Annotated in this window: 15 protein-coding genes; 7 read left to right on the top strand and 8 right to left on the bottom strand. The window is 55.2% G+C overall.

The genetic code is table 11. The annotated features are described in order from the left end of the window. Nucleotides 1-111: 111 nt before the first annotated feature. Nucleotides 112-1,170: a phospholipase C/P1 nuclease family protein gene (locus tag ACSHSR_RS03665; protein ID WP_109248355.1), complete on the top strand. Its 1,059-nt coding sequence runs from the start codon at nt 112-114 to the stop codon at nt 1,168-1,170. On the opposite strand, the gene ACSHSR_RS03660 is transcribed toward ACSHSR_RS03665, so the two are convergent. Beyond that, nucleotides 1,072-1,377: a winged helix-turn-helix domain-containing protein gene (locus tag ACSHSR_RS03660; RefSeq protein WP_025008880.1), complete on the bottom strand. Its 306-nt coding sequence runs from the start codon at nt 1,375-1,377 to the stop codon at nt 1,072-1,074. The two genes, ACSHSR_RS03665 and ACSHSR_RS03660, sit on opposite strands and share 99 nt — an antisense overlap. Nucleotides 1,378-1,602: 225 nt before the next feature. On the opposite strand from ACSHSR_RS03660, the gene ACSHSR_RS03655 reads away from it, so the two are divergent. Genes ACSHSR_RS03655 through ACSHSR_RS03645 form a run of 3 tightly spaced genes read left to right on the top strand, consistent with a single transcriptional unit; the run spans nt 1,603 to nt 4,224 of the window. Then, nucleotides 1,603-2,151 carry a PH domain-containing protein gene (locus ACSHSR_RS03655; protein ID WP_208162635.1) on the top strand — a complete coding sequence of 183 codons (549 nt, stop codon included), beginning with the start codon at nt 1,603-1,605 and terminating at the stop codon, nt 2,149-2,151. A gap of 5 nt (nt 2,152-2,156) precedes the next feature. After that, nucleotides 2,157-3,635, top strand: a complete 1,479-nt coding sequence (locus ACSHSR_RS03650; RefSeq protein WP_261381906.1) for a PH domain-containing protein — start codon at nt 2,157-2,159, stop codon at nt 3,633-3,635. Between the two features lie 25 nt (nt 3,636-3,660). Then, on the top strand, nt 3,661-4,224 hold the full coding sequence (locus ACSHSR_RS03645) for a DUF924 family protein (RefSeq protein WP_145839206.1): 564 nt from the start codon (nt 3,661-3,663) through the stop codon (nt 4,222-4,224). A 25-nt stretch (nt 4,225-4,249) separates the two neighbouring features. Here the strand turns inward: ACSHSR_RS03645 and ACSHSR_RS03640 are convergent, their stop codons facing one another. Further along, on the bottom strand, nt 4,250-4,681 hold the full coding sequence (locus tag ACSHSR_RS03640; RefSeq protein ID WP_025008878.1) for a universal stress protein: 432 nt from the start codon (nt 4,679-4,681) through the stop codon (nt 4,250-4,252). 89 nt (nt 4,682-4,770) lie between these two features. On the opposite strand from ACSHSR_RS03640, the gene ACSHSR_RS03635 reads away from it, so the two are divergent. After that, the gene (locus ACSHSR_RS03635) at nt 4,771-6,015 is read left to right on the top strand and encodes a lysozyme inhibitor LprI family protein (RefSeq protein ID WP_479631257.1); all 1,245 of its coding nucleotides are present in this window, start codon (nt 4,771-4,773) and stop codon (nt 6,013-6,015) included. A 51-nt stretch (nt 6,016-6,066) separates the two neighbouring features. Here ACSHSR_RS03635 and ACSHSR_RS03630 read toward each other — a convergent pair whose 3' ends face one another. Next, nucleotides 6,067-6,450, bottom strand: coding sequence for a SpoIIAA family protein (locus ACSHSR_RS03630; protein ID WP_028779496.1), 384 nt, complete (start codon nt 6,448-6,450; stop codon nt 6,067-6,069). Nucleotides 6,451-6,649: 199 nt separating this feature from the next. Between ACSHSR_RS03630 and ACSHSR_RS03625 the strand changes: the two genes are divergently transcribed. Together ACSHSR_RS03625 and ACSHSR_RS03620 are read left to right on the top strand one after the other, a co-directional pair. Beyond that, nucleotides 6,650-8,098, top strand: coding sequence for a coniferyl aldehyde dehydrogenase (locus ACSHSR_RS03625; RefSeq protein ID WP_479631256.1), 1,449 nt, complete (start codon nt 6,650-6,652; stop codon nt 8,096-8,098). Beyond that, nucleotides 8,095-8,709, top strand: coding sequence for a TetR/AcrR family transcriptional regulator (locus ACSHSR_RS03620; protein ID WP_044735184.1), 615 nt, complete (start codon nt 8,095-8,097; stop codon nt 8,707-8,709). Before ACSHSR_RS03625 ends, ACSHSR_RS03620 begins: the two co-directional genes overlap by 4 nt. Before the next feature lie 192 nt (nt 8,710-8,901). Here ACSHSR_RS03620 and ACSHSR_RS03615 read toward each other — a convergent pair whose 3' ends face one another. The 5 genes from ACSHSR_RS03615 to ACSHSR_RS03595 form a co-directional block, all read right to left on the bottom strand. Then, nucleotides 8,902-9,687 carry a CsgG/HfaB family protein gene (locus ACSHSR_RS03615; RefSeq protein WP_025008874.1) on the bottom strand — a complete coding sequence of 262 codons (786 nt, stop codon included), beginning with the start codon at nt 9,685-9,687 and terminating at the stop codon, nt 8,902-8,904. Continuing rightward, complete coding sequence (locus ACSHSR_RS03610) at nt 9,684-10,076, bottom strand: curli assembly protein CsgF (protein WP_028779499.1); 393 nt, start codon at nt 10,074-10,076, stop codon at nt 9,684-9,686. Before ACSHSR_RS03610 ends, ACSHSR_RS03615 begins: the two co-directional genes overlap by 4 nt. 12 nt (nt 10,077-10,088) lie before the next feature. Continuing rightward, nucleotides 10,089-10,511, bottom strand: a complete 423-nt coding sequence (locus ACSHSR_RS03605) for a curli production assembly/transport protein CsgE (RefSeq protein WP_037474129.1) — start codon at nt 10,509-10,511, stop codon at nt 10,089-10,091. A 164-nt stretch (nt 10,512-10,675) separates the two neighbouring features. After that, nucleotides 10,676-12,010, bottom strand: a complete 1,335-nt coding sequence (locus ACSHSR_RS03600) for a sensor histidine kinase (RefSeq protein ID WP_479631255.1) — start codon at nt 12,008-12,010, stop codon at nt 10,676-10,678. After that, nucleotides 12,007-13,431, bottom strand: coding sequence for a sigma-54-dependent transcriptional regulator (locus ACSHSR_RS03595; protein WP_208143101.1), 1,425 nt, complete (start codon nt 13,429-13,431; stop codon nt 12,007-12,009). Before ACSHSR_RS03595 ends, ACSHSR_RS03600 begins: the two co-directional genes overlap by 4 nt. Between the last annotated feature and the right edge of the window lie 77 nt (nt 13,432-13,508).

The raw sequence follows: 13,508 nt of genomic DNA, 5'->3' as shown, positions 1-13,508 counted from the left end.
CATAGAAGCGGATTTATTTAGCGAAAATGAGTGGCGAAAGCTATTAAATATGCCTTCGCAGCACCCGCGATTTTGCGACTCACCCTTTAGGAAGCCTGTCAGGAAGACTCGATGAAAACCACTACTCTCTCGGCCGGCATGGCTTTGTTGTGTAGCTTACTGCTTTGCAACTCAGCAATGGCCTATGATCCCAAACCCGGACACCTGCGCCTCACCGAACTCAGCTATCAGAAACTGGCGCAATGCCGCGGTGAAGTAGTCAACTCCGCCAGATTACAGCGACTGCAGGACGGCAACCTGGCCATGGATGAAGGCGCCGCCAAACTGCCCTCTTCCCTGTATGATAATCCCTGGAGTGATCAACTGTTTCCGGCCTATCGCCGCGTTGGCAACTGGCACTTTTATCATCCGGATAAAACGGACAAAGAGACAGTGCAGCCCGGCCTTGTCAATATGTCACAGCAACGCCTGTGGGCCAGGGCGCAACTTGGGTTAACCATGGCCAATGACTCGGCTCAGCGGGATTACTTTGTAGGTGCCCTGCTGCATCTGTTGCAGGATGTCAGCGTGCCCGCCCATGTCACCCCCGTCTATCACGGGCCGTCCCTTGTTGGCCTGTTTCCGCTGTTCACAACCAAGCTTACCCACTATCTCAAGGGGGAGCGCAGAGCCAAGTTCTATGGCATCAAGGATCCGATAGATTCATCGCCGGTTACTATAGAGCTGGAGGATTTACCATGCCCGACAACCGACTCAAAGCTGAATTATGATGCCATTCGCGAGCTACTGGCACGGCAAACCCTGGCGGCCATGGCCGAGCCCATTCCCAACTGCGGGAACAATCGTTGGCAACTGTTTTGGAACAAAGAACTACCCCACAACTATTTCAAAGGCTATAACCTGGAGTTACCGCCATTTGGCAGCAATGGTGATCTAGTAGTGGGAATGCAGACGCAGTGCGAATTTAAGGCTAAAGGCAATCAACTGCAGGATCAGCGTTACTATGAATTTATCCAGCAGCGCCATATCCAGGCGGTTCTGGCCGGTATGCTGCTGTTACAACAGGTTGATTCAACTGTCGGCGAACAGCAGGGCACGGATCTGCTCCAGGTGAGTGCCGACCCAGGCGCTGTTAATCGGGCCCCAGGTACGAATGTGGTAGTGCCCTGAGTTATTCCGGCGGCCATCCTGGATAAAGTCCACCTGAATACCTATATCGCCGAAGGCGGCAATGGCATCCTGCAAGGTGCGGCGCGGCATACCGGTTTCCTTCTGTAAAGACAACAGGTTATGTTGGGTATCGTCTATCAGATGGGCCAGATAGAGCTTACGCAGAAAGGCGGTTTGCTGTTTGGATACCTTATCGGCTTGGAACATACTCATCGTCCTGATGGTTTACAGCCAGTAACGGCGCGTTTGGGAGGCAAGCGCCACACGGGCAACAAAGTCTTGCTACCAAACTACTTGATATCCAGTTGTTAACACAAGTGCAATCGCTCAGGATCCGGAACTGCATCAAGTCTCTGCCATCCAAGCTAGCGGCTTGAAGCGACAAACTCTCTATTGCTATAGTCAGGTCAATGCCTCAAGGACTCAAAGCACATGGATACCCGCTCGCCCCACTCGCCCCTGCCTCAGCAGCAGTGGTTGGGCTTTGACAGCCAACCCTTGACCCCTTTGTCTCCCCGCTACCGCCAACAATTGCTGTGGCAAAACCTGCTGCTGATGGCGCTGGTCATACTGCTGCTAGTGCCTGCGTTACTGCTCAGCGCCAAGCTGAGTGGTCTTGGAGTCATCATCTCGGTCACGCTGGCACTGCTGCTTTTGGGATTCAAGACCTGGCTCAATCAAAAACAAGCCGAAGCCATGGCTTATGGCGTTTGTGAATATGGCATTTTGCTGCGTGAAGGGCTTTGGTGGCAGAGCCATACCGCCATGCCGGCCAGCAGGCTGCAACATGTGAGCCTGTCTCAGGGGCCATTGCAGCGCCATTTCGGGCTGACAAGTTTGCGCTGCTACAGTGCCGGCAGTTCGGCGGCCGAGGTCAGCCTGCCTGGGCTGGATATTGAAATAGCCGAAGCGCTGCGCCAACATCTGTTGTCTCTGGCGGGGAAGGATGGCGGTGAAACCTCGACGGAGACGCCGAATTGAGCCAGGTGCAGCAAGCCAACTGGCACTCGCTCTCACCCTGGGCGATCATCAGTTTCAGCCTCACCAGCCTGAAGCACTTCCTCAGCAACGGCTATGCCCTGGTGCCTATCCTCTATACCGGCTGGCAGCAGGGATTTGACTCCGTCTGGCTGCCACTGGCACTGGCATTGACCCTGATAGTGATTTTTGCCCATGGGCTGTTGAGCTGGCGCAAATTCCGTTATCGCTTGACTCGAGGACAACTCGAGGTCCACAGCGGTGCCCTGTTCAAGCGCAAAGTCGAGCTGCCGATAGACAGAATTCAGAATGTGCGTCTGGAACAGCCTTTTTACTTCAAGCCGTTGCGACTGGGTAACTTGATAGTGGAAACTGCGGGTTCGGCCAAGGATGAAGCCTGCTTAAGTGCCGTCACCCAAGCTCAGGCCGAATCACTGAGGCGGCAATTGATGAAACGGGCCGACACAGACGAAAACGCCCCCACCTCAGCACCGCCAAACTCCCGCTTACTGGTGAAAAAGTCTCTGGCAGAGCTGGCACTCTTTGGCCTGTATCAGAATAATTTTGTTTGGTTTGCCGTTATCGCAGGTCCGGTACTCAGCCAGCTCGAAGGCAGTCAACTGATGGAGCTGGGGCTGACACAAGTCTTCGACTGGCATCAGCAGCAGCTCAGTGGCAACCTGCTGCTGGAGCTGGGGTTCCTTGTCGGCCTTCTGCTCCTTGGCTATCTGCTGTTTTCCTTGATCTCAATAGTCGCGGCGCTGCTGAAATATGCCCCCTACCGCTTGACCCAGGAACTGGAAACATTACAGCGTAGCGGCGGCCTGCTGTCCCACCAGCAAGACATACTCAAGCAGCACAGAATTCAACTCATCAGTTTGCAGCAGCCGTTGCTGGCCCGCTGGCTGAAACGCTGGACTCTGAGCTTCAAGCAGGTAAAAGGCAATGAGGTGGAAGGCGGCAGCAACAATCACATGTTGGTGCCATCGCTCGGTAGAGGCGAAGTGCATCGCCTGCTGAAAAGGCTCAACCAAAGAAGCAGCAAGGCCGACCGTATTCCGAATCGTTGGCACCCCATTCACCCGAGCTGGTTTTACTATAGGGCGCTGTGGTGCTTAACGCCGGCGCCGCTGACATGGGCATTTACCGGCCCTACAGCAGAGACCTGGTTGCTGTTGCTGGCCGGAGTGTTGGCTGTCCTGGCGCTTTATCTGCGCTATCGTCAATGGGGTTTTTGGCGGGTTGAAAACGATCTCTGGATCCACAAGGGGCTCCTAGGCCACAGTTGGCAGTTGGTGTCGCTGAGTAAAGTGCAACATCTGCAGCTGATCCAAAGCCGGGGGCAAAAACGCCGAGGCCTCGCCAGCCTCAAGCTGGGGCTTGCCAGCGGCGAACTGACACTGCCAGCCATCCCGCTGGCCAAGGCGCAGGATATCGCGGCGCAAACCCTTGGGCTTATCGCCCATGATCACAGCAACTGGATTTAATCCCATTCAAATAGAAGGAATTGCCATGTCAGTTCAAATCGCTTCCGAGTACAGGCCACAACAGATAATCCATTTTTGGTTTGAAGAGATAAGCCCCAAGGCTTGGTGGGTCAAGGATCCTGAGTTTGACAACACAATTGAGCGTCGTTTCGGTGCCTTGCTACATGCGGCCCGTCAGGGCGAGTTATGGCATTGGCGACAAACGCCACAAGGGCGCCTGGCGGAAATTTTGCTGCTGGATCAGTTCTCACGCAACATTCACCGCGACACTCCCGATGCCTTCAGTGCCGATCCCATGGCATTGGCTCTGGCGCAGGAGGCTATTAGCATAGGCGCCGACAAACAGCTGCAAGCCCCTATGCTGGCATTTCTTTATATGCCCTTTATGCACAGCGAGTCGGCAGTTATTCATCAGCAGGCACAGAAACTGTTCGCCTCGGAACAAACCAGGGACAACTATGACTTTGAGTTGAGGCACAAGGCGATTATTGACAGGTTTGGCCGTTATCCCCATCGCAATGCCATATTGGGACGGCAGTCGAGCGCCGAGGAGCTGGCCTTTCTCGAGCAGCCCGGCTCCTCGTTCTAGTACTCATTTAAGCCGCATCGACTTGTTACTTCACCACCAACACGGGGCAGCGAGCCTTGTTGGCCACGGCCTCGGCCACATTGGTACTGAGAAAATGGGCCAGGCCACTGCGACCGTGGCTGGCAATCACTATCATACCGACATCGGCAGACTCGGCTTCGGCCAGGATCTCCTCAACTGCGTCACCGCGGCGAATGACAGTTTCAATTTTCAGCGGACTGTTCAGCTTGGCCAGCAACTCATGCATCTTCTCGGCGGCGGCCTTCTCCATGGTTTGCGCCAACTCTTCCGGAGTGATGATCAACAACTGATAGTTTTCATCACCTATGGGCTGATCCACTACGTGCAAAATACGCAGCCCAACATGATAAAGGTTGGCCATTTCAATGGCATATCTCAATGCATTGGCAGCTGTATCACTGAAATCAGTGGGCCAGAGGATATCTTTGTTACGCATAGTGACCTCCTTGACACGACAGGCATCGACTGATGAGATACCTGTCGAATAATATCAACAAGTTATATTGCAATATTTTGAAGCACCCTATGAATACTTTACTCCATTTACCCGCAGCAGTAAGCCTATTGGTGATTATTTTTACCCCAGTTTACGCCGAGGATGCCGCCAGCCTGGTAGAGCGTGCCAAGGCGCTGCAACAAGCCGGACAGAGCCAGCAGGCCAAGCCGCTCTATGAGCAGGCTGCGGCCCTTGGCAGCAGCGAAGCCCACTTCATGCTGAGCTACAGTTATTCCTTACCTTTGGCCGAAGACATAGCGCATTTAAGCCAGGCAGCAAGGGCCGGTCACCCCAAGGCATTCTATTACCTGACAGATCGCCTGTTGACTCGCGGCGGCACAGAAAACAGTGCCGATCCTGTCAGGCTGGGCGAGGTGTTAAAACAGTATCAAAGTCATCATCCGGACTTTAACTTCGACTATCAAACCACACTGGATGCCTGCATCTATGCCGGCAAGCCCGATTTCAACCGGCTTAATGCTCTGAGCGCTCCCTTAGAGGAAGGTTATAGCTATCGTTTGTGGCAACAGGCAGAAAACCTCTCAAAACTGCAAGATGGCAACAATTATGATCGCCAGGTGCTGCAGCTCATCTGTTATGGCGCCGAGGTACCGGCCGAGCTGGATATCGCCGTCAAAGACAGGCTCAAACTCGACCCTGGTGCCAAACAGACCACTGAATTTGATCTCTGCAACGCGATTACCAGTGGTATGGGAATGGGCTTTTGCGCCTCCCGGGAAGAAAAGCGACTGGAGCAACAGCGCCTCGCCAAACAAGAAGGGATCAACCAAAGCATCAAGCAACGCCTGGGGCAAGCGCCGCTTAAATTACTCGAGCCGGCCAACAGCGCATTCGAGCTATGGCTGCAAGCGAAAACCTCAAGGGAGGAAGGCCATGGCGGCAGCGGGCGCAGCGCCTTTATTATCGGCTCCCAGAGCGAGCAGCGGCAAAACTATCTGGCACGTTTGGAAATGCTCAGTAAGGGAGAGCAAGTGGGGAGCACTTTCCCTGACTTTGCCGGCGCCGACAAAGAGCTCAACCGGGTGTACCGCGCCTTGATGAAGAAACTGCGTCCGGCGGATGACCCCGAGCTTTATATGTTTGAAGTCACCAAAGAAGACCTTCGCGCGGTGCAGAGGTTGTGGCTTAAATACCGCGACAGCAATGCACGCCTATTTGCCGCGCTCCAGGAGTCCACCACTGAGCAAGAGTGGCAGGCACTCTTGACTCAGGAGCGTAGCGAGCAGCTCAAAACCCTGTTGGAATGGCAATAAAAAAACGCCCGCACCTCCTCACAGGTCGCGGGCGTTTCATGGCAAGGCGATTTAGTCTTTCAGCCAGTCGATGGCATCGAGGCGATCAACAAAGAACTTCATGTCCCCTGGCGTAAACCAGTCGGCCATCTTGGTCATCCATTCCTGCAAACTGGTATTGCCTATGATGGCAATCTTCTCGAAATGGCGCCCATGCTTGATCCCCAACTTGAGATCGTCCCACATGGCCCTGGCTTCCCAACCATCCATTTCGGTGACATCCAGCAGAGCGTAAATATCCGGATCCTTCACACCGGCTATCGCCGATTCCAGCATAGGCACCATGTATTCATAGTCTTCGTGGGTCAGTTTTCCCACGGCTTTCATGGTGACAAAGAAATCGTCATCACCATAACGCTCAATTCCGATTGAAATACCATGCATGTTCAAGCTCATCATCAATTCCTTATGTCAACGATTTCAAAAACAAGGCCCCATCTATTCGATTTCAGTCTAGTTGGCGGCCGTGATGCATTCTGTGATCCATATCAAATATAGCTCTGCTATTGCCAACCGGCGCAGACTGAACTAACATCAGACCGACTAATCAGTCGGTTACTTTAAAGGCAGCTTAATGGCTGCCGAAGGAGGCAAAATGTCGCTTGTTAACCCAGAGCCGCTCACAGTGGAGAATCAGCAATTACTGCAAAAATTCACCGTGCAGCGCCAGGCTTTCAGTGCCGCCCCCATGCCAAGCCTTGGCGAGCGCAAGGCCAAGCTCAAGGCGCTGAAACAAGCCTTGCTGAAACACCAACAGGCCCTAACGGATGCACTCAGTCGCGACTATGGCCACAGGTCGACCGACGATAGCCTGATCTCCGACATACTGCCGGTCGTTACCCAGATCAACTACAGCCTCAGGCACCTCAAACGCTGGATGAAACCCAGTCGCCGCCATGCCGGATTATTGCTGGCGCCGGCCAGCGTCAGGGTGGAGTATCAACCCAAAGGTGTGGTGGGCATCATAGTGCCGTGGAACTTCCCTATCATGTTGTCCTTGAGTCCGCTGGCCACAGTCATTGCCGCCGGTAACCGCGCCATGTTGAAGCTGTCTGAATTTACTCCCCACACCAATGCCGCCCTGCGTACCCTGTTGGCCGAAGTCTTCGATGGCTCCGAGGTCTGTGTGATTGAAGGGGAAGCCGAGATTGCCGCTCGTTTCTCCGCCCTGCCCTTCGATCATCTGCTGTTTACCGGCTCGACTCAGGTAGGACGCCATGTAATGCGCGCGGCGGCCGATAATCTCACCCCTGTCACCCTGGAGCTGGGAGGCAAGTCTCCTGTGTTAATCGCCCGGGACATGCCCATGGAGACAGCGGTAGAACGCCTCATCTACGGCAAGTGCCTCAACGCCGGGCAAATTTGTGTCGCCCCCGACTATATTCTCTGCCCCAGTGGTAAAGAGGCCGAGTTTATTAGCGCCTATCGGCGCCGCTTCCAGCAGTTCTACCCCGACTTTGCCAACACCCCGGACTATGGCCAGATACTCAACGAGCGTCAGGCCGCCAGGCTGGTCGCCCTCCTGGAAGATGCCACCGCCAAAGGGGCACAGGTATTTGCCGCCGACCGCGAGCAACCACTCAGCAAACTGCCCAGTGCCGAACAACGCAAATGGCCCACCTTGCTGCTGACCAAGGTCAGCGACGATATGAAACTGATGCAGGAAGAGATCTTCGGCCCTTTGCTGCCCTTGGTCAGTTATCAAGAGCTGGGGCAGGCGCTCGACTATATCAAGGCGCGCCCCAGACCTTTGGCCCTGTATCTGATGAGTTTCGATAAAGAAGTGCAGCAGCAAGTATTGTCCCAAACCCACTCTGGCGGAGTCTGTATCAATGAAACCGTGTTTCATGTGGCCGCCGACGATGCCCCCTTCGGTGGCATAGGTCCGTCCGGCATGGGGCACTACCACGGCCAGGAAGGGTTTCGCACCTTCAGCCACACCCGCACTGTGCTGTCCCGGGGGCGACTCAATACCGGCAAACTGGTGCATCCGCCCTACGGCAAGGGGATCCAGAAGCTGCTGCTGAAGGTGTTTCTCAGATGAAGCGCAGCAACGAAGCAACCCGGGCATTGAGCGGCAAACAGGACAAGAAGCAGCAGATCCTGGGCAGCGCATTGCAACTGTTTGTCGAGCAAGGTTTCTATGCCACCTCGACCGCCAGCATAGCCCGCCACGCCGGCGTGGCCACGGGCACCTTGTTCCATCACTTTAGCAGTAAAGAAATCCTGATGGACCAGCTGTTTCTGGCCATCAAGACAGAGTTTGCCGACGCCATTTCAGCAAGCTTGCCAAAGGCGCCGGCTACCACCACTGAATTGCCGCGGCGGGCAGAAATGCTGTGGCAGGCCGGGCTAGATTGGGCGCTGGCACAGCCTCTGAAGCTGAGCTTCTTTGTGCAATACGCCATGTCACCCAGTGTCAGTGAAGCGGTCAGGCAGCAGGCAATGCATGGCATTCTCGGCTTTATCTCTGAACTGTTGGAGCAGGGCATCAACCAAGGGGTATTGGCAGACTTACCCAGAGAGCTGTTGCTGGAAGCTTGCCACAGCCAGTTCCTGGCGGCGGCGCGCTTCTTCTGCAACCAGCCTCAGAAGGCTACCAGTGAGGCCAGAAACGCCAGCTTTCGCCTATTCTGGCGCGGTGTGGCAGCCTAGCCATTTGGAGTCAAAATCCAATGGCAGCCGGAAACCTGCCGCTTGAAATCGGCCTTCTGAAATGAGCCAGCTGAAATGAACGCCCTGGAGTTAGTCAAAAAGAAGGGCCCGCAATTGCGGGCCCTTCTTTTTGAAAATCAACAAACTGCGGTTTATCTATCGCTCAAGCTGTTGCTCTCTCGCTCAAGCTGTTTATCCCTGACTCAGGCTGTTGTCGTCGCCCGAAGCCTCGGCGCTCCAGTACCCCATGCGGCTCCCCTTATCGATAAGCTCGGAGACCGCCAGTTCTATCGCCTGCAACACACAAAACTGTACCGGCTCATTGGTGGTAAAGCCCACTTCGGCCTCTGCCAGGCGGTTCAAACTGGTGTATCGAAACAGACCGGCACGCATCTCCTGAGAGAACACCCGCTTGGTGGTATTGACCGACATCAGCACCTTGCCTGTGTGTACATCCACTGCCCTGAGATAAATGGTCACCTGATCTTCCCGATACAGCTCGGAGGCGCCTATGCCGTAGTATTCCACGCCGCTGCCGCCGGTTTCCACGTTGGTTTCATAGCTGATGATCCCGCCTTCCAGAAGCAGCCTGGCATTGGTCAGGGTCGGCACTTCATTATTGCGCCCCTGCTGCTTACCTGAGATCTTGCGCTCGGTCAGCAGGTTCTGCAGTCCTTCCCGCTCCACAGGGGTAAACCACCTGGAATCCAGCAGAGTCTGCACCAACATGGAAGTGGCCCCCTGGGTCACTGCGGTCGAGAAGGAACTGACATTGGCCTGGGGCTTATATTGCCCGGTCTGATCCCGGAAAGAGTAAACCGCAACCGGGATAGGAAAACGCGGCCCGGGACGCGACTGCAGCGCCTTCATGGTTTCACTCAAGGGATTTACCTGGGCCTCATTGATATTCAAGTCAGGCTTGGGAACCAGGCTGCAGCCCCCCAGCAGTAACAGTGGAACCAGTGCCAGCCACCTCATGGATTACCTCCATAGATAGGCATCTCTATCACTGTGACTTCGCCGGAAAGCAGGTTGGTAATGGTCAACATCACGCCGTTACCTGTGGAGGCGACTTCGACGCGGTAGTCCCCCGTGTCATACACACCGTCGGTTATCTCACCGTCGGCCACACCGCGGGTGATGGAGTTGATAATGTTACGCTCCAGCGACTCCTTGAAGCGGGTAACAAAGTCCTTTTCATTGCCGGCGGCCTGATTGTCATTTTGGGCCTGGGCTTTGCTCAGCAGAAACGAACCGTTGAGAGGGTTACCGCCAAAACTGGGGTTGATTGGGGTATAGACCAGTTCGGTGGCCTGCCCCGAAAAAGCCAGCAAGGTGCCGGCTACGATTAACATCCTGAGTGTCATTGTGCTTGCTTCCTAAATTCCATCCCAATTGGATCCCAATTCCCCTGTCATGGATTGGGCTCTGACCGAGGCGATATAATCTATGGTCAAGAGAATCGCCTGTTCGGCCCGCTCCTTGATGGGACTGGCTCTGCGGCCAAAATGGGTTTGGTAAATACGGGTACCGTTAACCTCCAGTGTCAGCAAGGTGCCGGCCTGAGGGAAAACCGTTTCGTAAAGGGTGACATTGAATCCCTGGGTAAAGGGCAGATCCCGCCAATACCCCGAGTAGTAAAAACCAAAATCCTTGCCAAAGCGGGTCAGGGTTCTGTCTATGACCAGGCCACTGATCTCTATGTCATCCGCCTCGGCTGCGGCCAACGCCGGAGCAGACGGAAGTGTCAGCATCAGTAAGCACAAGATACAGCGCATGGATAACAAGACAGAGTGCGGCATTGTCCCCGAAAATTCCCTTTGTTGCCTGAAAAGGCCATTCCTTTAACAAGAGCATTACATTAACAGCAGCGCCGGAACCGAGTCACCCGCCACCGACATATTTACCTGAAAAATAGCTATTTCGGCTGAGTCGAGATCCGTTGAAAATCACCCGAAAGTATGACTCATTGTTGCGGTAACCACAGCTGAACCAACAAGCCACCATCCTGACGGTTTTGCAGGCTGAGACGACCGTCGTGAACCTCGGCAATCTCTCGGCACAACGCCAGTCCCAGGCCACTGCCCTGAGGCTTGGTGGAATAGAAGGGTAACAGCGCCTGCGACAACACCTCCGTTGACATGCCACTGCCGCGATCCATCACGCAGATACTGACGCCGGCAACCGGGTCGGCAGCATCACTGCGCCAACCGGAGCGGCTGGCTATCTGCAGCTCAATCTCCTCAGGTGCCGAGCCGGACTCATGGGCGTTTTTGAGCAGATTCAGCAACACCTGCTCCAGCTGCACCTCATCGGCCAGCAAAGTCAGCGTAGGGGTCTCCCGGCAGACAAAGGCGTAATGCTCAGCCAACTCAGGCAGCAAGCGGGCCCATGGAATAACGTGTTTTCTGGGACTGGGCAGCTTGGCAAAACGGGCATAACCCTCGATAAATTGCCCCAGATGATTGGTGCGATTTTCTATGGTATCGAAGATCAGGCTCAGCTTGGGATCGCGGTTCTCTGTGGTCAAGCGCCGACCCGAGTTGACCATGGAGGCAATAGGCGCCAGCGAGTTATTGAGTTCATGACTGATTACCCGGATCACCTTCTTCCACACCGCCACCTCCTGGCGGTTGAGCTCACGGGTCATCTGCTTGAGCAGCAGCAACTGATGCTGCTGACCATTGAGGTTGAACTGGCCGCGACTCAGGTGCCAGCTCTGGTTTTCGCCTTCCGGCAAGCCGAGATTGAACAGGCCATCGCGCTCACTCTCCAGCATTTGGCGCATCTCTTCGCTCACCTTGGCTTTGAGCTCAGAGAGGCTGCTTCCTTCCAGGCCTTTCCTGGCATTGAACAGATGTTTGGCGGCGTCGTTGGCATAAATGATATGACCCACGCTATCGCACAGCAGCATGATATTGGGCGAGTTTTGAATGACCTTATCCAGCAGCAATTCCCGCTGATAGATATGCTGCCGCTCCTGCCTGAGCCGGGCCGACGCCTCGTTGAACAGTTGAGCCAGTCTATCCAGCTCGCTGATGCCGCTGTCCGGCAACGAGACACTAAAATCTCGATCAATCAGGTTAAGCATGCCGATTTCCAGCCCCGCCAGGCTGTCACCCAGGGTTCGGGTCAACCTGAGCCCTATGCCCAGAGCTGCCAGCAACCCTGCCACCGCCGCCAGCCATAACCATTCAGGCCCCAACCACAACAGACAACCCCACCCGAGCAGCAAACCCAGCAAGGTGCTCAGCAGCATGCCCAGCAGCAGCCTGTGTCTTAGACTGAGTCCTCCTGTCATGCCTGCCTCTTGCCGTCGATACCAAACTTCTCCATCCGCCGATAGAGCGCCTGACGGCTGATGCCAAATGACTTGGCAACTCTGGCGATAACGCCGCCGTGCTCGGCCAGCGCCGCTTCTATTTCCGCCTTGCCCGGCTCCTCTGCCCCGGCTGGTTGGCCTTGGCTCTCTGGAGCTTGGCCGACACTTGAATCCAAGATAGTTTTCGAGGCGGTTCCCGCTGCCAAACCGAAATCACTGCAGCTCAAAGACTCGCCGCGACTCAGCAAAACAGCGCGTTTACAGGCGTTTTCCAGTTCGCGCACATTGCCGGGCCAGTCGTGGGCCAGCAGTGCCTCTTTGGCACTCTTGTCCAACGTAAGGCTCTTGCTCAGCGCCGCACTCTTGTTCAAGGCCGCGGCGGCACAAAAGTGCTCCACCAGCGGCAAGATGTCGTCTTTGCGCTGCGCCAATGGCGGCAATACCAGTTCCACCACATTGAGGCGATAGAAAAGATCCTCGCGAAAACGGCCTTCGATAATGTCCTGGCGCAGATCGGCGTTGGTGGCACTCAGCAGCCTGACCTTGACCTTACGGGTCTGGTGGCTGCCCAGGCGTTCAAACTCGCCGGTCTGCAATACCCGCAGCAGTTTTATCTGCCCGGACAGCGGCAGGTTGCCTATCTCATCCAGAAACAGGGTACCGCCATCTGCCGCTTCGAAACGGCCGATACGGGCCTTGGTGGCGCCGGTAAATGCACCGGCCTCGGCGCCAAACAGCTCGGCCTCCATCAGCTCCATCGGCAAGGCGCCGACATTGACCTTGATGAGTGGCTTGTGTTTCAGCGGCGAATTGGCATGCAGTATGTCCGCCAGTTTATCCTTGCCTGCGCCGTTGGGACCTGTGATCAGCACAGAGACATCCGAGCGTGCCAGTTGCAACGCCAGATCAATACAGCGCTCCATGGCAGCGCTGGCAAATACCAAACCACAGAGATCGGCACCATCGAAAGCCGCCTGCCGTTGCTGCTCACGCTGCTGCAACTGCTGGTTATCCTGTTGCAGCTTGTAGAGGGAAATCAGGTTGGCGACACTGTTGAGCAACTTGTTGTCATCCCAGGGCTTAGCCAGATAATCGGCGGCCCCGGCCTTCATCAATTCCACTGCCATTTCCAGCTCGGTCCAGGCGGTGAGCAAGATGATTGGCAGTTGCGGCTGACGACTGCGCAAGGCGTGAAACAGCTCCCGCCCTTCCTCCCCCGAGGTGGTGTCGCGGCTGAAATTCATGTCCTGGATCACCAGGCTGACCTCTTCTTGCTCAATAAAGTACAGCGCCTCCTGAGGGCTCTGACAACTGAGCGGCCGGTAACCGGCAATTTCCAACATCAGCGACAACGCCTGACATACGGCCTGATTGTCATCGACAACGAGTACAGTATCCATCATGTCTGCTTGTTACATCCTGTTATATCTATTGTAAAAATTATGGGTAAAACTACCCTAAAGCTGCCGCCAACGCG

Source organism: Shewanella sp. VK101 (assembly GCF_056497865.1).
This window is presented reverse-complemented; position numbering and strand designations above follow the sequence as displayed.

Coding starts and splice junctions, on each gene's coding strand:
- ACSHSR_RS03665 (WP_109248355.1), top strand. CDS start 112: ATGAAAACCACTACTCTCTCGGCCGGCATGGCTTTGTTGTGTAGCTTA.
- ACSHSR_RS03660 (WP_025008880.1), bottom strand. CDS start 1,377: ATGTTCCAAGCCGATAAGGTATCCAAACAGCAAACCGCCTTTCTGCGT.
- ACSHSR_RS03655 (WP_208162635.1), top strand. CDS start 1,603: ATGGATACCCGCTCGCCCCACTCGCCCCTGCCTCAGCAGCAGTGGTTG.
- ACSHSR_RS03645 (WP_145839206.1), top strand. CDS start 3,661: ATGTCAGTTCAAATCGCTTCCGAGTACAGGCCACAACAGATAATCCAT.
- ACSHSR_RS03640 (WP_025008878.1), bottom strand. CDS start 4,681: ATGCGTAACAAAGATATCCTCTGGCCCACTGATTTCAGTGATACAGCT.
- ACSHSR_RS03635 (WP_479631257.1), top strand. CDS start 4,771: ATGAATACTTTACTCCATTTACCCGCAGCAGTAAGCCTATTGGTGATT.
- ACSHSR_RS03630 (WP_028779496.1), bottom strand. CDS start 6,450: ATGAGCTTGAACATGCATGGTATTTCAATCGGAATTGAGCGTTATGGT.
- ACSHSR_RS03625 (WP_479631256.1), top strand. CDS start 6,650: ATGTCGCTTGTTAACCCAGAGCCGCTCACAGTGGAGAATCAGCAATTA.
- ACSHSR_RS03620 (WP_044735184.1), top strand. CDS start 8,095: ATGAAGCGCAGCAACGAAGCAACCCGGGCATTGAGCGGCAAACAGGAC.
- ACSHSR_RS03615 (WP_025008874.1), bottom strand. CDS start 9,687: ATGAGGTGGCTGGCACTGGTTCCACTGTTACTGCTGGGGGGCTGCAGC.
- ACSHSR_RS03610 (WP_028779499.1), bottom strand. CDS start 10,076: ATGACACTCAGGATGTTAATCGTAGCCGGCACCTTGCTGGCTTTTTCG.
- ACSHSR_RS03605 (WP_037474129.1), bottom strand. CDS start 10,511: ATGCCGCACTCTGTCTTGTTATCCATGCGCTGTATCTTGTGCTTACTG.
- ACSHSR_RS03600 (WP_479631255.1), bottom strand. CDS start 12,010: ATGACAGGAGGACTCAGTCTAAGACACAGGCTGCTGCTGGGCATGCTG.
- ACSHSR_RS03595 (WP_208143101.1), bottom strand. CDS start 13,431: ATGGATACTGTACTCGTTGTCGATGACAATCAGGCCGTATGTCAGGCG.